Source organism: Diaphorobacter sp. JS3050 (genome assembly GCF_013154915.1).
Classification (GTDB): Bacteria; Pseudomonadota; Gammaproteobacteria; order Burkholderiales; family Burkholderiaceae_C; genus Diaphorobacter; species Diaphorobacter nitroreducens.
Genome location: NZ_CP053553.1, coordinates 3,921,252 through 3,941,369, shown reverse-complemented (window position 1 = coordinate 3,941,369; position 20,118 = coordinate 3,921,252). Strand labels below are relative to the sequence as shown.

Below are 20,118 nucleotides of genomic sequence, written 5' to 3'. Positions count from 1 at the left end.
TTGCTCTTTCTTTTAGAGGTCCACGAATAGAAGTATCCGACAGCCTGGCGAAGGCGGCTAGCGGAAGAAAAACCGTTGGTGCGATGCATCAGGGGCCTTGCCAGGGGATTTGCCGCAAGGGGCATTCCTGGCGTTCATTCCCTGATTTCTCGAAAGCTCGCGTAATGGTCGCTGGTGAAATAGCAGGCGTCCGGTGTGCGGGGAGCGCCCCCGCACACGATGCGCCGCGCTCCCCGGTGGCGCACGCCCGGCGTGCGCACCGTGTATTCGCGGTAATAGCCGCGTTTCTTCAGGGGGAGCAGACGCTCGCGGTTGCCGAATACCGAACCATCCTTGTCGTACGGGAACGGCCCACCCTCATGGATCAGCGCATAGGTGGCCCGCCCCTGCGGGGGGAGCTCAGCCAGCGAGATGGGAGGATTGGCGGCAGTGTCAGGGAGCTGCCGCGCGGACACCACCACGGGCGCAAGCGTGACCGCAGCACCCAGAACGCACGCCCCCATTGCCTTGTACGCCCGGATGGCGACAGCCTGCAACATCCACTACACCTTTCAGAAACTACGGGTTAACCCGAAATTTCGACCCGCTAGTGTGACAAAAAGGCGCACATAAGGCAAGCGCCTGCCCAAAAAATGGGCAGAAACGAAGGGCAATTGTCAGCGCCCACTCGTAGAGCGGCGCTTGTCATGGCCGTTATCGGGCCGCGTTGGCATCCGCCACGGTGAGGGCGGTCATATTGACGATGCGGCGCACCGTGGCGCTGGCGGTGAGAATGTGCACCGGCTCGGCCGCGCCCAGCAGCACCGGGCCAATGGCGATATTGCCGCCAGCGGCGGTCTTGAGCAGGTTGTAGGAGATGTTGGCCGCGTCGATGTTGGGCATGACCAGCAGGTTGGCGTCGCCCGCCAGCGTGCCATGGGGCATGAGGGCCGAGCGGGCCTTGCCGTCCAGCGCCACGTCGCCGTGCATTTCGCCGTCCACCTCCAGCCAGGGCGCCTGCACGCGCAGCAGGTCCAGCGTCTGGCGCATCTTCACCGCGCTGGGTTGGTTGCTGGACCCGAAGTTGGAGTGCGACAGCAACGCTGCCTTGGGCTTGATGCCGAAGCGCATCATCTCCTCGGCCGCCATGATGGTGATCTCGGCGAGCTGCTCGGCCGTGGGGTCGTAGTTCACATGGGTGTCCACCACGAACACCTGGCGATCGGGCAGCAGCAGGCCGTTCATGCAGGCGTAGGTGTTCACGCCGGCGCGCTTGCCGATCACCTGGTCGATGTACTGCAGATGGTGCGATGTGTGGCCCCAGGTGCCGCAGATCAGGCCGTCCACCTCGCCCTTGTGCAACAGCATCGAGCCGATCAGCGTCAGGCGCCGGCGCATCTCGATCTTGGCGATGGGCACCGTCACGCCCTTGCGCTCGGTCATGCGGTGGTAGGTTTGCCAGAAGTCGCGGTAGCGGTGGTCCTGCTCCACGTTGACCACGTCGTAGTCCTGGCCCTCTTTCAGGCGCAAGCCGAATTTCTCGATGCGCTGGGCGATGATGGCCGGGCGGCCGATGAGCGTGGGGCGCGCGATCTTCTCGTCCACCACGATCTGCGCGGCGCGCAGCACGCGCTCTTCCTCGCCCTCGGAGAAGGCTACGCGCTTCTTGGGAGCCACCTTGGCCGCCGTGAAGATCGGCTTCATGGTCGTGCCGGAGGCGTAGACGAAGGTCTGCAGATGGTCGCGGTAGGCGTCCATGTCGGCCACGGGGCGCTGCGCCACGCCGCTGTCGGCCGCGGCCTGCGCCACCGCCGGCGCGATCTTCATCATCAGGCGCGGGTCGAACGGCTTGGGAATCAGGTAGTCCGGGCCGAAGGCCAGCGGCTCGCCGACATAGGCGGCAGCCACCACTTCGCTTTGCTCGGCCTGGGCCAGCTCGGCGATGGCATGAACGGCGGCGATCTCCATCTCGGTGGTGATCGTCGTGGCGCCGCAGTCCAGCGCGCCGCGGAAGATGTACGGGAAGCACAGGACGTTGTTGACCTGGTTCGGATAGTCGGTGCGGCCGGTGGCGATGATGGCGTCGTCGCGGACCGCCTTCACGTCTTCGGGCGAGATCTCGGGGTTGGGGTTGGCCAGCGCGAAGATCAGCGGGCGCGCGTTCATCTTGCGGACCATGTCTTGCTTGAGCACGCCGCCGGCCGACAGGCCGAGGAACACGTCGGCACCCTCGATCACCTCCGCCAGCGTGCGGGCGGACGTCTTCTGGGCGTATTGCACCTTGTCCTCGTCCATGAGCTCGGTGCGTCCTTCGTAGACCACGCCGGCCAGGTCGGTCACCCAGATGTTCTCCCGTGGAATGCCCAGCTTGACCAGCAGGCCCAGGCAGGCCAACGCGGCCGCGCCGGCCCCCGAGGTCACGAGCTTGATCTTCTTGGGGTCCTTGCCGGCCACCTTCAGGCCGTTGAGGATGGCGGCGCCCACGACGATGGCCGTGCCGTGCTGATCGTCATGGAATACCGGAATGCTCATGCGCTCGCGCAGCTTGCGCTCGATGTAGAAGCAGTCCGGGGCCTTGATGTCTTCCAGGTTGATGCCGCCGAACGTGGGTTCCAGCGAGGCAATGATCTCGATGAGCTTGTCCGGGTCCTTCTCGTTGATCTCGATGTCGAACACATCGATGCCCGAGAACTTCTTGAACAGGACGCCCTTGCCTTCCATCACCGGCTTGCCGGCCAGCGGGCCGATATCGCCCAGGCCCAGCACGGCCGTGCCGTTGGTCACCACGCCGACCAGGTTGCCGCGGGCGGTGTAGCGGAAGGCAGCGGCGGGGTCCTTGACGATCTCTTCGCAGGGCGCGGCCACGCCGGGGGAATAGGCCAGTGCCAAGTCATGCTGATTGACCATCTGCTTGGTCGCAGCAATCGTGATCTTGCCGGGCTGGGGAAACTCGTGATATTCGAGTGCGGCACGACGCAGCAGGGCGCGCTTGTCGGACGTGGGGGGGACCGCGGGGGTATCGGGCATTGAGGCGTCTCCAGCTCAAAAGTCAGGGGGCTGACGCCGCGCCCGAACCGCCGGGGCGGGTTGTCAGCTGATCGCGAGCCTGCCGCGATCGCCTGCCGGCCTTCAAGGGCTGCGAAGCAGGAAAGGAGCGCAAACAGGCTCTGAGGGACCGCGATTGTAGGGGAGGCTTGCGTGGAAACCCTGGTACGCAGACATGCGTATGTGGGTGAAACAGTTTTACCGCAGGTTGCGATCGGACCTTGTATGCCCGACGGCTCAGGCCATCAACGTGCTGTCCGCCGTTTGCTCGGTGGGAGGCCTGGCACTACTGGTCACGCGATTGCGGCCGGCCTGTTGGGCGGCGTACATCGCCTGGTCGGCGCAAGCGATGAGCGCCTGGGGCGTATCGCCTTGGTCCGGGAAGGCCGCCACGCCGCAGGACAGGGTGGCAGTCAATTCCGCGCTTGGAGCACGGATACGCAGCGCTTCGAAAGCCCGCCGCAGTTCCTGTGCGCGCTCGATCGCCACGGCCAGTGGGGTGTTGTCGAGCACCACCACGAACTCCTCGCCTCCCAGGCGGCAGGCTGCGTCCTCGGGGCGCACATGCTGCAGCAGCAACTGCGCCATTGCCTGCAGCACCAGGTCGCCGGTGCTATGGCCATGTGCATCGTTGATGCTCTTGAAATGGTCGATGTCGAGCAGCAACAGCGACAGCGGCTGTCCTTCGCTGCGGCAGCGTTCCAGCGTGGCCGCCAACACGGTGTCCAGATGGCGGCGGTTGGACAGCCCGGTCAGTGGGTCGCGCAGGGCTTGTTCGCTCAACTGGACCTGCAGCGACTGGATTTCCTCGAACTGTTTGCGCAACTGCGCATGCACCCTGTGCTGGGCTATGGCGCGGTGATAGCCATCGCTGGCGAATGCGAACAGATACAGCCCCATGGCCGTTATGCAGAGCAGGGAGGTGCGCAGGTCCGTGTCGGGCTTCCACGTCAGCGGGGCCACTATCGTCGCCAGTGCAACGCCGGTGGCAATTCCCACAACGAGGCGAATACCCCCTCGGGCGCCGTGGAAGACCACGACGTTGATGCAGCCCGATGCGACCAGCATGAAGGTGATCCACAGCGGGAAGCCCAGGATGCCAGCCCACAGGCCAAACAGGACGACGTCGGTGTCCAGGTTCTGCATTTCTGCGCGCAGCGGGTCGACCGCGTGTCGTGCCCGCCAGTAGGCGGCCTGGGGAAAGACCAGGTAGTTCAAGGCCAGCAACACCCACGTCCATCCTGGCGCGTCGGTGACGAGCAGATGCGAACCCAGCGCCAGAAAAAGCAACGGGTAGAAGATCGTGCGATTGCGCCGGTTCATGCGCACGGTCCAATGCACGCTGCTGCGGGAAGAGGGATCGGGGGGCAGCTTCATGGGCAGACAAATTGTTGTGAACAACTGTAATAGCGATGGCGACGCCTGCCCAGCAGCCGCATTTCTCAACCCCCGCCGTGCCGTCAGCGGCTGCTCGGGAAGCTGAACACCGCCCCCTCGCGCACGCCCGCCGAGGGCCAGCGCTGGGTGATCGTCTTGCGCTTGGTGTAGAAGCGCACGGCATCGGGCCCGTAGGCGTGCAGGTCGCCAAACAGGCTGCGCTTCCAGCCGCCGAACGAGTGGTAGGCCACGGGCACGGGCAGGGGCACGTTCACGCCCACCATGCCGACCTGGATGTGGTCGGTGAAGTAGCGGGCGGCTTCGCCGTCGCGCGTGAAGATGCAGGTGCCGTTGCCGTATTCGTGGTCGTTGATGAGCTGCATGGCTTCCTGCAGTGTTTTCACGCGCACCACGCCGAGCACGGGGCCGAAGATTTCTTCCTGGTAGATCTTCATGCCGGGCTTGACGTTGTCAAACAGGCAGGCGCCCAGGAAGTAGCCTTCTTCATGGCCCGCCACCTGCACGCCACGGCCATCCACCACCAGCGTGGCGCCCTCCTGCACGCCGCTGTCCACATACGCCTTCACCTTCTCGAAGTGCGGCTTGGTCACCAGCGGGCCCATGTCGTTGCTGTTGTCGGTGCCGGGGCCGACCTTCATCTTGGCGATCTCGGCCTTCAGGCCCGCAATCACGGCGTCGCCCACCTCGTCGCCCACGGCCACCAACAGCGGGATGGCCATGCAGCGCTCGCCGCACGATCCGTAGGCCGCGCCCATCAGCGCGCTCACGGCGTTGTCCACATCGGCGTCGGGCATCAGCACGGCGTGGTTCTTGGCGCCGCCCAGGGCCTGCACGCGCTTGCCGTGCTTGCAGCCTTCGGCGTAGATGTATTCGGCGATGGGCGTGGAGCCGACGAAACTCACCGCCTTGACGCGCGGGTCCTGCAGCAGCGTGTCCACGGCCAGCTTGTCGCCGTTGACCACGTTCAGCACGCCGGGCGGCAGGCCCGCTTCCAGCGCCAGTTGGGCGATGAACAGCGTGCTGCTGGGGTCGCGCTCGGAGGGTTTGAGCACGAAGGTGTTGCCGCAGGCCACGGCCATGGGCCACATCCACAGCGGCACCATGGCCGGGAAGTTGAAGGGCGTGATGCCGGCGGTGACGCCCAGCGCCTGGAACTCGCTCCACGAGTCAATGCCGGGGCCCACGTTGCGGCTGTGCTCGCCCTTGAGCAGCTCGGGCGCGTAGCTCGCGTACTCCACGTTCTCGATGCCGCGCTGCAGCTCGCCGTGGGCGTCGGCCAGCACCTTGCCGTGCTCGGCGGTGATCATCGCGGCGATCTTGTCGGCGTTTTCTTCGAGCAGCACCTTCAGCTTGGCTAAGACGCGCGCGCGCTTGAGCGGCGGCGTGTTGCGCCAGGCGGGGAAGGCGGCCTCGGCAGAGGTAATGGCGGCTTCCACCGTGGCCTGGCTCGACAGCGCCACGCTGGTGGTCGATTGGCCGGTGGCGGGATTGAACACGGGCTGCGTGCGCTCGGTGTCGGCAACAAGCTTGCCATCGATCAGGTGGCCGACGGTGGTGGTGACGTTCTTGTCGTGGTGCATGATGTTCTAAGCTAAAACGGGCTCTAGCGCTTATCCATCAAGCGCTAACAGCTATCAAAACAGGAGTTCAAGCGGTCTCGTGCAGAGCGTCGCCCAGGGCGCTGACCAGTCGGTCGATCTCGGCCTGGGTGCTGATGAACGGGGGGGCGAGCTGGATGGTGTCGCCACCGTAGCGCACATAGAAGCCCTTGTCCCAGCACTTCATGGCGATCTCGTAGGGGCGCTTGGCGGGTTCGCCGGGCAGGGCGCTGATGGTGATGCCGGCGGCCAGGCCGTAGTTGCGGATGTCGGCCACGTGCTTGGCGCCTTTCAGGCCGTGTACGGCGTTCTCGAAGTAGGGCGCCAGCGCCTTCACGCGGCCGGGCATGTCTTCCTTGTGCAGTATGTCGAGCACCGCGTTGCCCGCCGCACAGGCCACGGGGTGGGCCGAGTAGGTGTAGCCGTGCGGGAACTCCAGCATGTACTCGGGGCCGCCCTGCGCCATGAAGGTGTCGTAAATCTCCTTGGTGGCGATCACGCCGCCCAGCGGCTGCGCACCGTTGGTCACCTGCTTGGCGAAGTTCAGGATGTCGGGCGTCACGCCGAAGGCCTCCGCCCCGGTCCAGGTGCCGCAGCGGCCAAAGCCGGTGATGACCTCGTCAAAAATCAGCAGGATGTTGTTCTGCGTGCAGATCTCGCGGATGCGCTCCAGGTAGCCCTTCGGCGGGATCACCACCCCGGCCGAGCCCGAGAAGGGCTCGACGATCACGGCGGCGATGTTGGATGCGTCGTGCAGCGCGATCACGTCGAGCAGCTTGTCGGCCAGCGCGCGGCCGCCGTCTTCGGCCATGCCCTTCTGAAAGGTGCCGGCCGGCGGCTGGGTGTGGGGAATGTGGTCCGCCTCCACGCCCTGGCCGAACAGCTTGCGGTTGCCCACGATGCCACCCACCGAGATGCCGCCGTAGTTCACGCCGTGGTAGCCCTTCTCGCGGCCGATCAGGCGCGTCTTGGTGCCCTGGCCCTTGGCGCGCCAGTAGGCGCGCGCCATCTTGAGCGAGGTGTCGGCCGACTCGGAGCCCGAGCCGGTGAAGAACACATAGTCCAGCCCGGCGGGCGTCAGTTCCTTGAGCTTGTTGGCCAGCGCGAACGACGCGGGGTGGCCGAACTGAAAGGCCGGCGCGTAGTCCAGCGTGGCGGCGGCGCGGCCGATGGCCTGGGCCACCTCCGTGCGGCCGTGGCCCAGGCCCGAGCACCACAGGCCCGAGAGGCCGTCAAAAATCTTGCGCCCTTCGGCGTCGGTGTAGTAGGCGCCCTGGCCGCTCACGATCATGCGCGGCTGGGCCTTGAAGTTGCGGTTGCCGGTGAAGGGCATCCAGTGGGCTTCCAGCCAGGCGGCGTCGGTGCGTACGGCGGCTGCGGGGTTGGGGTCGATGACGGCGAAGCTCATGGCGATCTCCTGAAGGGAATGCGCGCATTGTTGGTCACGGTAATAATCCGTTGAAGCAACAAATATCCACATTCACTTAGCAATCCATGCAAGTAAAAAACGCCCGCCGTCCGCGCGCCGTGCTGGGGCAGCTGTCCGACATGGACCTGCGCCTGCTGCAGGTGTTCAAGGCCGTGGTCGAGTGCGGCGGCATGGCCGCGGCCGAGCTGGAGCTGAACATCGGCACCAGCACCGTGAGCCGCCATGTGAAGGACCTGGAGACGCGCCTGGGCCTGACGCTGTGCCGGCGCGGGCGCGCGGGCTTTGCGCTCACGCCCGAGGGGCAGCGGGTCTATGAGGAGACGCTGCGCCTGCTGGCCTCGGTGCGTGGCTTTCTGGGCAGCATCGACGACATCCACGACCGCATGGGCGGACAACTCGCCGTGGCGGTGTTCGACAAGACGGCGAGCAACCCGGCCGCGCGCATCGGCGACGCCATCGCCGCCTTCACGGCCCAAGCGCCCGACGTGCAGCTGCAGCTGCATGTGGGGTCGATCAACGCCATCGAGCGCGGCGTGATCGACGGCAGCTTCCAGGTGGGCATCATCCCCGCCCACCGCAGCTCGCAGAGCCTGGTCTATTCCGACCTGTTCGGCGAGACCATGCTGCTGTATTGCGGCGCGGGCCACCCGCTGTTCGGCGCACCCCACGACGATCTGGATTGGGACGCCGTGCGCCGCTACCCGTTCGCGGGGCTGGGCTACCACTCGCCCAACATGGAGCTGAGCCACGAGGCGCGCCTGACGCGCGCGGCCACGGGGTTTGACCAGGAGTCCATCGCCACGCTGGTGCTGTCGGGGCGCTTTCTGGGCTTTCTGCCCGACCACTATGCCGAGAGCTTCGAGCGCCAGGGCCGCATGCAGCCCGTGCGGCCCGCGCTGTTCCGCTACGACTGCCGCTTCGTCAGCCTGGTGCGCCGCTCACCCGCACCCAGCCGGGCCGCGCAACTGCTGCAGCGCTGCCTGCTGCAGGCGCATGGGGTCTGACGGCCCGCCCGGGCCGCTCAAGCGCCGGGCCGCGCTGCCGATAATGCAAGGCATATGACCACCCTTGCCGCCATCGCCCAATCCGGTCTGCAGGCCGCGCAGCTGCGCCTGGACAGCAGTGCCCACAACGTGGCCAACCTGAACACCCCGGGCTTTCGGCGCCAGACGGTGGACCAGCAGGCCGCACCGGCGCCGGGCGGCGTGCAGGCGCGCGTGGCAGCGCCTGCGGCCGCGCCCGGCGTGGCGCTGGAAGCGGAGGCCGTGGAGCAGATCAGTGCCACCTATGCCTTCCAGGCCAACCTGCTGGTGTTGCGCCGCGCCGATGAGATGGCGGGCGCGTTGCTGGACGTGCGGGCGTGACGCTGTCGGTTTAGACGAAAAGTGCCTCTGGCGCTTATCTGGCAAGCGCTAATAGCTACGTAAATAAGAGCAATCGCAACCCGCTAGCCCATCATGCGGCCCGGGCGAGGTGCGCGAGTTGCTGCGCCAGCCAGTCGGTAAACGACTCCGACCGCAGGTGGGCCGGGGTCTCAGGCGGCATGCGCATGGGCGGCCTCCGCAGGGGCGTGTGCCTGTGCCTCGCGGCGCTGGCGGGCGCGCTCCCAGGCCTTTTCATGGAAGAAGAACGCCACGGCCTGCACCGTGGGCTCCAGCAGGCTGAGGGTGAGCGACGCAATCAGATTGCCCGTGACGGCATACGCCACCAGGGCGGCCACGCAGATGTGGATCACGTAATAGCTGCCGGTCTTGGCCAGCGTGGGCAGGTTGTGGCGGGCGGCGATGCGGATGCGGGACATGGTGTTCTCCTGTAGCGGTATATGGAGAATGCTAGTCATTCGCATTTGGTTTGGCCAATTGTTCCTGGCTAAGTTGCAGATAGAAACTGTCGAATCGCCGCGGATATGATGGCCGCTCTCTTTTTTTCAACCTCTCAACCGACCCGAACGGGAGCACCGCATGGCCCTCATGGACTTCATCAAGAAGCAGTTCATCGACATCCTCCAGTGGACCGAGGACGGCGATGGCACGCTGGCCTGGCGCTTCCCGATGGAGGGGATGGAAATCCAGAACGGCGGCACGCTGGTGGTGCGCGAGTCGCAGATGGCGGTGTTCGTCAACGAAGGCCAGGTGGCCGACGTGTTCGGCCCCGGCACCTACAAGCTGACCACGCAGACGCTGCCGGTGCTGACCTACCTGAAGAACTGGGACAAGCTGTTCCAGTCGCCGTTCAAGAGCGACGTGTACTTCTTCAGCACGCGCCAGCAGGTGGACCAGAAGTGGGGCACGCCCCAGCCCATCACCATCCGCGACAAGGACTTTGGCGCGGTGCGCCTGCGCGCCTTCGGCAACTATGCGTACCGCATCGCGGACCCGAAGCTGTTCCACACCGAGATCTCGGGCACGCGCGAGTCCTACCCCTCGGCGGACCTGGAGGGCCAGCTGCGCGGCCTGGTGCTGCAGAACATCAGCAACGCCATCGCGGGCAGCGGCCTGCCGTTCCTCGACCTCGCGGCCAACCAGGTGATGTTTGCCGACGCGCTGGCACACGAACTGCAGCCCGCGTTCGCCAAGATCGGCCTGAAGCTCGAATCGATGACGGTGCAGAACGTCTCGCTGCCCGAAGAGCTGCAGAAGATCCTCGACCAGAAGATCGGCATGGGCATGGTCGGCAACGACATGGGCAAGTTCATGCAGTACCAGACGGCGCAGGCCATCCCGAAGTTCGCCGAAGGCGCGGCGGGTGGTGGAAACGGTGGCGGCAGCGTGGCGGGCGATGCCATGGGCCTGGGCGCCGGCGTGGCGCTGGGCCAGGTGCTGGCGCAGAACCTGCAACAGGGCCTGCAGGGCGGCGCTGCGCCATCGGCCCCGCAGGCCGCGCCTGCTGCCGCGCCGGTGGGCGTGCGGCCCGAGGAAGTGATGGCCACGCTGGAGAAGCTGGGCGAGCTCAAGTCCAATGGCATCCTCACGCAGGAGGAGTTCGACGCGAAGAAGGCGGAGCTGCTGAAGAAGCTCATCTGACGCGCGTGCACTCTCTTTTTAGTAGCTGCCAGCGCTTGCCACACAAGCGCTGGAGGCCAAAAACACCTTAGATCCACGACGCATGGCCGACAGCGGCACCCAGCGGACCTACCGCGCGCCCTGCCCGGGCTGCGGCGCGCCGGTCGAATTCAGGAGCGCGCAATCCACCCATGCCATCTGCGCTTACTGCCACAGCACCGTGGTGCGCAGCGGCGAGGTGCTGCAGCGCCTGGGCCGCATGGCCGAGGTCTTCGACGACCACAGCCCGCTGCAGCTCATGGCCAGCGGACGCATCGCGCTGGACGGCCAGACGCTGCCGTTCACGCTGATCGGCCGCCTGCAATACCAGGGCGAGGAAGGCCGCTGGACCGAGTGGGTTGCCTTCCTGCAGGACGGCAGCACCGCCACGCTCAGCGAGGACAACGGCGCCTATGTCTTCACCCGCCCGGCCACGCTGGGGCGGGAATTGCCCGAAGCCGAGCGCTTTCGCGTCGGCATGACCACGGCCGTGGCCGGCCAGCCGTTCAGCGTGGCGGCCAATGTGCGCGCACAACTCGTCGCGGCCGAGGGCGAGGTGCCGAAGCTGCCGCCGCTGGGCACGCCGTTCCAGGTGGTGGAGCTGCGCTCGGCCGACGGCGAGGTGCTCTCCATCGACTACGGCACCCAGCCCCCCCAGGTGCAGCGCGGCCGGGCGGTGCGGCTGGAGGATCTGCAGTTCCAGGGCCTGAAGGACGAGTCCGCCAAGGAGGAAAAGGGCCGCCAGTTCAGCTGCCCCCATTGCGGCGCGCCGGTGCAGGTGCAGCTGTCCAGCACCAAGAGCTGCACCTGCCCGTCGTGCCACAGCCTGATCGACCTGAGCGCGGGTTTGGGTGGCGAGCTGCGCCATGCCGCACAGTACGAACCGGTGCAACCGCTGATCCCGCTGGGCAGCGTGGGACAGTTCGAGGGCGCGCCATGGCAGGTGGTGGGCTTTCAGCACCGCACGGGCATGGAGCCCGGGGATGACGAGCACTTCGGCTGGGAGGAGTACCTGCTGTACCACCGCCAGCGGGGCTTCCTGTTCCTGGTGGACGCCAGCGATGGCTGGAGCCTGGTGCGCCCCGCCACGGGCGCGCCGCAGCACAAGCCGGGCGCGCCCACCGCCACCTACCTGGGCACGCAGTACCGCCTGACCTCCACCTACCAGGCCGAGACCAACTATGTGGCGGGCGAGTTCTACTGGCCCGTGGAACGCGGCCAAAAGACCAGCAACAGCGACTTTGCCGCCGTGAACGGCAAGGGCCTGCTGTCGCGCGAGCAGTCGCGCAGCGAGGTCACCTGGTCGCACGGCCAGCGCATGGACTCCAGCGCCGTCGCCCAGGCCTTCAAGCTGGGCGACAAGGCGGCGCTGTTTCGCCGCCAGGACGCGGGGCCCGTCGCCGCGGGCTCTGGCATCGGCTGCGGCACGGTGATCGTGATCCTTATCGTGCTGATCATCCTGCTGGTGCTCATGAGCAACTGCTCGGGCTCTTCAGGCGGGTACTACCGCAGCTCGGGTGGCTCGTTCGGTGGCTACAGCACGGGCGGCGGCCATAAATGACGAATCTTCTGACCCCTTTTTCTCTCAACCCCTCCAAGGAGCAAACGCCATGATGGGAATCGAATGGCTTCGGCCCGCGGCCTTCCTCGGGTCCATCCTCTACGCGCTGATCGGCGTGGTCATCTTCTGGCTGTGCTTCTGGCTGATCGACAAGGTCACCCCGGCCGACCTGTGGGCCGAGATCGTGGAAAAGCAGAACCGCGCCCTGGCGATGGTGGTGGCCGCGATGTGCCTGGGCATCAGCATCATCGTGGCGGCGGCCATTCACTGAAGGCCCGGGCCGGGCAATGCCTGCACCACAATAGCGAGCTTGCCTTGCGCCCCCCGCTGCGGGCCTTTGACTGCCTGATATGCCCACCCTCGACTGGCTCAACCGCTCCACCGCCTTCACCACCGCCGCCCAGGTGCCCTACCGGCTGCTGGACACCGTCTCCACCCACGGCGATGCCGCCAGCGCGCAGGGCAACCTGCTGATCCAGGGCGACAACCTCGAAGCCCTGAAGGCCCTGCTGCCGTTTTACCGGGGCAAGGTGAAGTGCATCTTCATCGACCCGCCGTACAACACGCAAAGCGCGTTCGAGCACTACGACGACAACCTGGAGCACAGCCAGTGGCTGAGCATGATGCTGCCGCGCCTGCAACTGCTGCGTGAGTTGCTGAGCGAGGACGGCTCGATCTGGGTGACCATCGACGACAACGAGGGGCATTACCTCAAGGTGCTGATGGATGAGGTGTTTGGGCGGCGGAATTTTGTCGCGAATGTTGTTTGGCAATCGAAAGATACGCCAGGCAACAACGCGGCCGGCATGGCAGAAACGCATAACCACTTGCTCGTCGCACGGAAGTCAGGTGCGTTCAAGTTCTCCCTTCTTCCGCGTAACGAAGAGCAGTTAGCGAACTACACCAACCCGGATGATGATCCACGAGGGGCTTGGTTGGCGGCACCGTTGACACGGGCTGAGTTCAGAGAGCGCGACTATTACGCCTTGAAGAATCGAGTGGGGAAGGAAGTGTTTCCACCCAAAGGAAGTAGCTGGCGCAGGCCTCCCGACAAGATGAAGTGGCTCCAGGCTGATGACCGCATATGGTGGGGAAAGCAGGGGGACGCCGAGTTTCCGATGGAAAAAAAGTTCCTGTCGGAAGCAAAGGAAGGAGTCGTAAATAAGACGTGGTGGCCTTACGAATTCGCAGGCAGCACACGCAATGCAAGTGCGGAACTCAAGGCTTTGTTCGAAGGGCAGAAGGTTTTCGATACTCCCAAGCCGGAGAAGCTTTTGCAGAGAATCTTTGAGATCGCGACCAATCCCAACGACCTCGTCCTCGACAGCTTCCTCGGCTCCGGCACCACCGCCGCCGTGGCGCACAAGATGGGCCGGCGCTGGATCGGCATCGAAATGGGCGAACACGCCGCCACGCACTGCCTGCCCCGGCTGGAGAAGGTGTTAGCGGGCGAGCAGGGCGGAATCAGCCAGGCGGTGGGCTGGCAGGGCGGCGGCGGCTTTCGCTTCGCCCGCCTGGGCGCTCCCGTTTTTGACGCACAAGGCTGCATCCACCCCGAGGTACGCTTCGCCACGCTGGCGGCTTTTGTCTGGCAACAGGAGACGGGCACCGCCTTCGACTCCGCCAACGGCCAGGCGGGCACGCCCTGGCTCGGTACGCACTCTGTTTTTGATAGCTTCTCGCGCTTGCCTGATGCACCCGAGGCCGCAATTCCACCTGAAACCGAGCCTCCCGAGCTGGTGCTGCGCAGCCGCACGGCCTACTACCTGCTCTTCAACGGCATCCTGGGCGACAAGCGCCCGGCCAGCGGCAATGTGCTCACGCGCGCCGTCCTCGATGCACTCTTGCAACTGCACGCCGCTACGCCCCATCCCGACGCCCCGCTGGTGGTCTATGGCGAGGCCAACCGCCTGGGCCCCGAGACGCTGGCGCGTGCGCGGGTGACGTTCAAGCACATTCCGTATGACGTGAAGGCGAGGTGAATGCCATGCAGGAATTCGACACAGCGGCAGAACTTCAGCGCTGGTTGCGTGCCCAGTTTCCCCGTGAGAACGAACGCCACGAGTGGAAAGAATGGCATTCACTCAAGTCGAACATCTCGGGGCGCAAGGGCGATGACTTGGTGTCCTACATCAGTGCCTTAGCCAATATGGACGGTGGCTGCGTGGTGATTGGAGCACAGGACAAAACGCTCACACCGACCGGCATTCGGGATTTTGCCGGTTACACCGCGGAGAACGTGGTGCACCGGGTGTTGGGCAAAACGCCTGGCTTGCCGTCAATGGGGCTGCATGTGCAGGAACTGCGCGCAGGGGATACGGGCGCAGTGGTGTGGCTGGTGCACGTGCCGCGCCATGCTCCGCGCGAACTGGTGCTAGCGCACGATAAAGCATGGCAGCGCGATGGCGACAGCCTGGTGGAACTTCGCGAAGAACGGCGGCGTGCCATCTTGGCTGAGAATCTAGCGGGCGAGGATTGGAGTGCGGCCGTGGTTCCCGATGCCACGCTGGACGACCTTGACGAAGCCGCTATTGCCAAGGCGCGCGAAAAATACTTTGAGAAACACCAACGCGAACCCTGGGCTGCGCAGGTGTCGCAGTGGAGCGCCGAGAAGCTCTTAGACAAGATTGGCTTGACGATCCACGGGCGGATTACGCGTGCTGGCTTGCTGCTGCTGGGGCGCCGCGAAAGCGCCATGGCACTGCTTTCGCCTCATCCCGTCGAGATCACCTGGAAGGTGGCTGCCGAAAGGGTGGCAGAGCATTTCCACCCGCCGTTTTTGCTCACCACTACCGAGGTAGCGTTGCGCGTGCGGAACCCTAATATCAAGCTGTTCCCGGCCAATGAACTTTTGGCGGTGACTTTGCCGCGCTACGACACGAACACTGTGTTGCTCGAAGGTTTGCACAACTGCCTGGCGCACCAAGATTACGCACAATGTGGGCGTGTCGTCGTGGAGGAGTCGGCCGGGCTGGTGCGCATGATCAACCTGGGCGGTTTCTTTGACGGACAGCCCGACGAGTACGCCAGCGGGGCGCGAACGCCGGAGCGCTACCGCAACGAGCGCCTGGCCAAAGCCATGGCCGAAGTGGGCATGATCGACAAGGTGGGCTTCGGCATCCACGACATGGTGCTAGCGCAGCGGCGGCGTTTCTTGCCGCTGCCGGACTATGAAGGGTCATCCCCTCTGCGCACCGTTTTCAACGTCTATGGTCAGGAGATCGACGAGAACTACAGCCACTGGTTGATGGAGCGCACCGACCTGCCCATCGAGCATGTGCTTTGGCTCGACCGGGTGCAGAAAAAACGCAAGCTCGATGCTGCGCAGGTGGCGGAGTTACGGCGGGCGGGCTTGATTGAGGGGCGAAGCCCCAAGCTGTACATATCGGCTCAGTTGGCTGTGGCGACGGGGCAGGAGGTGGCGTATCTGAACCAGCGCCGCCCTGACGCCGACGACTACAAGGCCGCTGTGTGCAAGTTGCTCGCCATGGGACCGCAGCCGCGTGCAAAAGTTGATGAACTGCTCTTGCCCAAGCTGCAACTGTGGATTCCGGAACTGGCCCAGCGCAAGGCGTACATCAAGGCCTTGCTCAAGGAAATGTCCAAAGAGGGGCGTATCCGGAATATTGGAGGGCCCACCAAGGCGGCCCTGTGGGCGCTGGTGTCGGATGACGCGACAAACAAACCCCAATAAACCCCAATAAACCCAAACAACTTGCCTCGATCGCTTAGAAAGCTTCTTTCAAATCAATGGCTTGCATTGGGGTTTTGACCCCAATCCTCCCCAATCCTTCCCAATCCATGCCCCCCATCTCCCTCAAGACCTACCAGCAAGCCGCGCTCGACACTCTGGCCGCCTTTGCCCGCGCGGCGCGGGTCAAGGGCCCCGTGAGTGCGTTCAGCGAACTGGCGGGCCGCCCCTGGCATGCGGGGGCGTTTGGCGACGATCTGCCCTGCGTGTGCCTGCGCATCCCCACGGGCGGTGGCAAGACGGTGCTGGCCGCGCATGCCGTGCCGCTCTTGGCGCGCGAGTGGGCGGCGGTGGATGCGCCGGTGACCGTCTGGCTGGTGCCCAGTGATGCCATCCGCCAGCAGACGCTGAAGGCCTTGCAGACGCCCGGCCACCCCTACCGCGCTGCGCTGGCCGATGCCTACGGTGAGGGGCTGCGCGTGTGCGTGTTGGAGGACGTGGCCCAGATTGCCCCGCCCGAGTGGGGGCGCAACGCCATCGTGGTGGTGGCGTCGATCCAGAGCTTTCGCATCGAGGATGCGGGCCAGCGCAACGTGTACAGCTTTTCAGAAAGTTTCGAGCCGCATTTCAGGGGCGTGGACGAGCGGGCGCTGGGCCGCCTGCGCGAGCTGCCCGACGCGCTGGTGACGCACGAGGATGTGGAGCGCGACGCCACCGGCGTGCTGGCAGGCTTTGCGGGCCAGCCGCGCTGGAGCCTGGCCAACTGGCTGGCGCTGCACCAGCCCCTGCTCATCGTGGACGAGGCGCACACCGCCAAGACGGACAAGAGCTTCACGGCGCTGCAGCGGCTCAACCCCTCGTTCATCCTGGAGCTGACGGCCACTCCCATTGCCGCCAAGACCAACGTGCTGTACCACGTCAGTGCGCAGGAGCTCGCGGCCGAGGACATGATCAAGCTGCCCATCGTACTGGCCGAGCACCCCGAGGGCTGGCCCGCCGCCGTATTCGGCGCGGTGCAAACCCAGCGCAAGCTGGAGGCCGAGGCACTGAAGGACGAGGCGGCGGGCGCGGGCTATGTGCGGCCCATCGTGCTCTTTCAGGCCCAGAACGCGGGCGAAGAAATGCCGCCCGAAAAGCTGCGCGATTATCTGGTCGATGAACTGAAGCTGCCGGCCCATCAGGTGGTCGTGGCCACCGGCAAGGAGCGTGGCCTGGATGACATCCCCCTGGCGGCGCGCGACTGCCCGGTGCGCTACGTCATCACCGTGCAGGCGCTGCGCGAGGGCTGGGACTGCCCGTTTGCCTATGTGCTGTGCAGCCTGCAGAAACTGAGCAGCGCCACGGCGGTGGAGCAACTGCTGGGCCGCGTGCTGCGCATGCCCTACGCTGCGCGCCGGGGGCGCGAGGCGCTCAACCGCGCCTACGCCCATGTGTGCGCGGCGGAGTTCTCGCAGGCGGCGCACGCACTGGCGGATCGACTGATCGAGCACATGGGCTTTGAAGCGCTGGATGTGGCGAGCATGATCGCGCCACCGAGCAGCCTGCCGCTGTGGGACAACGATTTGGAGAAAAATCAGGCTCCAGCGCCCATCCAGCAAGCGCCAATAGCTACAAATTTTGAAGCAATTGCCGCCTCACCCAAGCTGTTGGCCCTGCCTGGCGTGCAGCAGCGGGCGATTGCCGGCGTGCAGCAGGTGGTGGTGACCGGCCACATCGGCCAGGACACCGAAGCGCTGCTGCTGGCCCAGGTGCGCGGCGCCAAGAAGCAGGAGCAAGTGCGCGAGCAGGTGGCACAGCACAACGCGCTGGTGGCGGCGCAAGCTGCGCCCGCATCGCGCAACATGCCCTTTGCGCCATTACCCACGCTGGGTTATCGGCTTGACGCGCAGGCCCCCCTGTGGCCGCTGGAGCGCGAGGCGGTGCTGGAGGCCGTGGAGCTGGACCTGCTGGCGCCGCAGGCGGTGCAGTTGCCCAGCTTTCAGGTGGCGCAGGAGTCGGACGTTTTCGAGATCGGCATGGACGGCGCCCGCGTGGCGCTGCGCCTTGCGGGCAGCGCGCAAATGGCCATGGACTGGGAGAGCAGCAGCATCGATGCCGACACCCTGGTGGGTTGGCTGGACCAGTCCCTGTTCAAGGCACCTGAACTGGCCGGGTTCACGCAGAGCCAGCGCCGCGCCTACCTGGCTGCCGTGGTGAACCACCAACTGCACGGCTGCGGCGTGCCGCTGGTGGTGCTGGCGCAGGCGCGCTTCAAGCTGACACGCGCCATCGAGGCTCATGTGGGCGACCTGCGCGAGGCGGCCACGCGGCGTGCCTTTCAGCAACAGGTGCTGGGTCTGGGGGATGGCGGTGCATGGCTGATCGAGCCCGATTGGGCGCACCCGCATGTGTTCGAGCCGGGCCGCTATCCCGCGCCCGTGGCCTCGCGTTACGGCGGGCGCTATCAGTTTGGCAAGCACTACTTCCCGGTGCTGGCCGATCTGAAGGATGGCGGGCAAGAGTTTCAATGTGCGCAGCTCATCGACCGCCACCCGAAGGTGCGCCACTGGGTGCGCAACCTGGACACCGCGCCCTGCGGCTTTGGCCTGCCCACCTCGCGCGGGCGCTTTTATGCCGACTTCGTGGCCGAGCTGGTGGACGGGCGCGTGGCACTGCTGGAGTTCAAAGGCGCGCACCTGCTGAACGACCCTTACGAAATCGAGAAACGCCAGGTCGGAGAGCTGTGGGCGCGCACCAGCGGCGCCCGCGCGGTGTTTGGCTGGCTAACCATCGAAGGCTTGGCGCAGCAACTGGACACGGCGCTGGCATGAGCACTCCTGGCGGCGCCCCTGGCATCACAACCCCGGCCGTACCCCTGCCGGGCCCCCGCCCCATCGACATCGCGCTGCTCGCCAGCGTGTTCGTGGTGGCCGCCTGCGGCCTGCTGTACGAGCTGGCGGCCGGGGCGCTGGCGTCGTATGTGCTGGGCGACTCGGTGCTGCAGTTCTCCACCGTCATCGGCACCTATTTGTTCGCCATGGGCGTAGGCTCGTGGCTGTCGCGTTACTTCGAGCGGCAGTTGCCCGCGCATTTCCTGCGCATCGAGTTGCTGGTGGCGCTCATCGGCGGGGCGCTGCCTGCCGTGCTGTTCCTGGCCAATGCCTACGTGCCCAGTGCGTTCCGCGTGCTGCTGTACGGCATGGTGCTGCTGGTGGGCACGCTGGTGGGCTTGGAGATCCCGCTGGTCATGCGCATCCTCAAGCGCAATGTGCAGCTCAAGGACCTCGTGAGCCAGGTGCTCACCTTCGACTATCTTGGCGCGCTGGCCGTGTCGATGGCGTTTCCGCTGCTGCTGGTGCCGCAACTGGGGCTGGTGCGCACGGGGCTGCTGTTCGGCTTCATGAACGCGGCCGTGGCCGTGTGGGCGCTGTGGCTGTTCCGGCATGAGCTGCGGCGCTTTGGCGCGCACGCGCTGGCCTGTGCGCTGGTGCTGGCGGCCCTGCTGGCGGGGCTGCTGGGGGCCGAGCACATCACGCGCTTTGCCGAGGACAAGTTCTACCAGGACCGCATCGTGCTCAGCAGCGCCTCGCCCTACCAGCGCATCGTGGTCACGCACGGGCGCGCGGGGCATCGCCTGTACCTGAACGGCAACCTGCAGTTCGCCGAGCGCGACGAATACCGCTACCACGAGGCCCTGGTGCACCCCGTGATGGCCGCGCACGGTCATCCGAAGCGCGTGGCGGTGCTCGGCGGCGGCGACGGCATGGCCGTGCGCGAGGTGCTCAAGTACCCCTCGGTGGAGTCGGTCACCCTGGTCGAGCTGGACCCGGCGATGACGCAGCTCTTCGGCAGCCACCCCACGCTGCGGCAGCTGAACGGCGATGCGCTGGCGTCACGCAAGCTCACCATCGTCAACACCGATGCCTTCCAGTGGCTGCAACAGGGAGATGACACCTATGACGTGATCGTGGTGGACTTTCCCGACCCCACCAACTTCGCCATCGGCAAGCTCTACACCAACAGCTTCTACGCCCTGCTGGACCAGCGCCTGGCCGCCAGCGGCTATGCGGTGGTGCAGACGACCTCGCCGCTGGTGGCGCGCAGGAGCTTCTGGACGGTGGTCACGACCATCGAGTCCGTGGGCCTGCAGGCGCGGCCCTACCACGCGCATGTGCCGAGCTTTGGCGAGTGGGGCTTCGTCATCGCCAGCCGCCGCCCCTGGCGCGTGCCGGCCGAGCTGCCCGCGGGGTTGCGCTTTCTGGACGCGGCCGCGCTGCCCCTGCTGTTCGACTTCCCGCGGGACATGGCGCGCGTGCCCGCCGAGGTCAACCGCCTGTCCAACCAGGTGCTGGTGCACACCTACGAACAGGAGTGGGGCCAGGTCGCCCACTGATCCC

At 65.9% G+C, this 20,118-nt stretch carries 15 protein-coding genes; 9 read left to right on the top strand and 6 right to left on the bottom strand.

Annotated features, from left to right (window positions below):
* Nucleotides 1–134: 134 nt before the first annotated feature.
* The 5 genes from HND92_RS18680 to HND92_RS18660 all read right to left on the bottom strand — a co-directional run bounded on the left by HND92_RS18680 (nt 135) and on the right by HND92_RS18660 (nt 7,428).
* Nucleotides 135–539: a ribonuclease domain-containing protein gene (locus tag HND92_RS18680; protein ID WP_011807185.1), complete on the bottom strand. Its 405-nt coding sequence runs from the start codon at nt 537–539 to the stop codon at nt 135–137.
* 154 nt (nt 540–693) lie between these two features.
* On the bottom strand, nt 694–3,006 hold the full coding sequence (locus tag HND92_RS18675) for an NADP-dependent malic enzyme (RefSeq protein ID WP_172209046.1): 2,313 nt from the start codon (nt 3,004–3,006) through the stop codon (nt 694–696).
* A 255-nt stretch (nt 3,007–3,261) separates the two neighbouring features.
* Complete coding sequence (locus tag HND92_RS18670) at nt 3,262–4,401, bottom strand: sensor domain-containing diguanylate cyclase (RefSeq protein ID WP_172209043.1); 1,140 nt, start codon at nt 4,399–4,401, stop codon at nt 3,262–3,264.
* A gap of 83 nt (nt 4,402–4,484) precedes the next feature.
* Nucleotides 4,485–6,002, bottom strand: coding sequence for a CoA-acylating methylmalonate-semialdehyde dehydrogenase (locus HND92_RS18665; RefSeq protein WP_172209032.1), 1,518 nt, complete (start codon nt 6,000–6,002; stop codon nt 4,485–4,487).
* 67 nt (nt 6,003–6,069) lie between these two features.
* Nucleotides 6,070–7,428, bottom strand: a complete 1,359-nt coding sequence (locus tag HND92_RS18660; RefSeq protein ID WP_172209030.1) for an aspartate aminotransferase family protein — start codon at nt 7,426–7,428, stop codon at nt 6,070–6,072.
* Nucleotides 7,429–7,514: 86 nt separating this feature from the next.
* Between HND92_RS18660 and HND92_RS18655 the strand changes: the two genes are divergently transcribed.
* Together HND92_RS18655 and HND92_RS18650 are read left to right on the top strand one after the other, a co-directional pair.
* On the top strand, nt 7,515–8,453 hold the full coding sequence (locus HND92_RS18655; RefSeq protein ID WP_047349238.1) for a LysR family transcriptional regulator: 939 nt from the start codon (nt 7,515–7,517) through the stop codon (nt 8,451–8,453).
* A gap of 54 nt (nt 8,454–8,507) precedes the next feature.
* The gene (locus HND92_RS18650; RefSeq protein ID WP_011807180.1) at nt 8,508–8,813 is read left to right on the top strand and encodes a flagellar basal body protein; all 306 of its coding nucleotides are present in this window, start codon (nt 8,508–8,510) and stop codon (nt 8,811–8,813) included.
* A 170-nt stretch (nt 8,814–8,983) separates the two neighbouring features.
* Here the strand turns inward: HND92_RS18650 and HND92_RS18645 are convergent, their stop codons facing one another.
* Nucleotides 8,984–9,250 carry a DUF2061 domain-containing protein gene (locus HND92_RS18645; RefSeq protein ID WP_011807179.1) on the bottom strand — a complete coding sequence of 89 codons (267 nt, stop codon included), beginning with the start codon at nt 9,248–9,250 and terminating at the stop codon, nt 8,984–8,986.
* 160 nt (nt 9,251–9,410) lie between these two features.
* Here HND92_RS18645 and HND92_RS18640 point away from each other — a divergent pair, with 160 nt between their 5' ends.
* From HND92_RS18640 to HND92_RS18610, 7 genes are all read left to right on the top strand, one after another.
* Nucleotides 9,411–10,472, top strand: a complete 1,062-nt coding sequence (locus HND92_RS18640; RefSeq protein ID WP_172209029.1) for an SPFH domain-containing protein — start codon at nt 9,411–9,413, stop codon at nt 10,470–10,472.
* Nucleotides 10,473–10,554: 82 nt separating this feature from the next.
* A complete protein-coding gene (locus HND92_RS18635; RefSeq protein WP_172209027.1) occupies nt 10,555–12,051 on the top strand; it encodes a DUF4178 domain-containing protein in 1,497 nt (498 codons plus the stop codon).
* A gap of 49 nt (nt 12,052–12,100) precedes the next feature.
* Nucleotides 12,101–12,322 (top strand): DUF350 domain-containing protein, encoded by a 222-nt coding sequence (locus tag HND92_RS18630; RefSeq protein ID WP_011807176.1) that lies wholly within the window; start codon nt 12,101–12,103, stop codon nt 12,320–12,322.
* A 79-nt stretch (nt 12,323–12,401) separates the two neighbouring features.
* Nucleotides 12,402–14,033, top strand: a complete 1,632-nt coding sequence (locus HND92_RS18625) for a site-specific DNA-methyltransferase (RefSeq protein WP_172209026.1) — start codon at nt 12,402–12,404, stop codon at nt 14,031–14,033.
* 5 nt (nt 14,034–14,038) lie between these two features.
* Nucleotides 14,039–15,745 (top strand): ATP-binding protein, encoded by a 1,707-nt coding sequence (locus HND92_RS18620; protein ID WP_047349266.1) that lies wholly within the window; start codon nt 14,039–14,041, stop codon nt 15,743–15,745.
* 107 nt (nt 15,746–15,852) lie between these two features.
* The gene (locus HND92_RS18615) at nt 15,853–18,552 is read left to right on the top strand and encodes a DEAD/DEAH box helicase (RefSeq protein ID WP_172209025.1); all 2,700 of its coding nucleotides are present in this window, start codon (nt 15,853–15,855) and stop codon (nt 18,550–18,552) included.
* Nucleotides 18,549–20,114 carry a polyamine aminopropyltransferase gene (locus tag HND92_RS18610; RefSeq protein WP_172209023.1) on the top strand — a complete coding sequence of 522 codons (1,566 nt, stop codon included), beginning with the start codon at nt 18,549–18,551 and terminating at the stop codon, nt 20,112–20,114. The genes HND92_RS18615 and HND92_RS18610 overlap by 4 nt, the downstream gene beginning before the upstream one ends.
* The last annotated feature ends 4 nt before the right edge of the window (nt 20,115–20,118 follow it).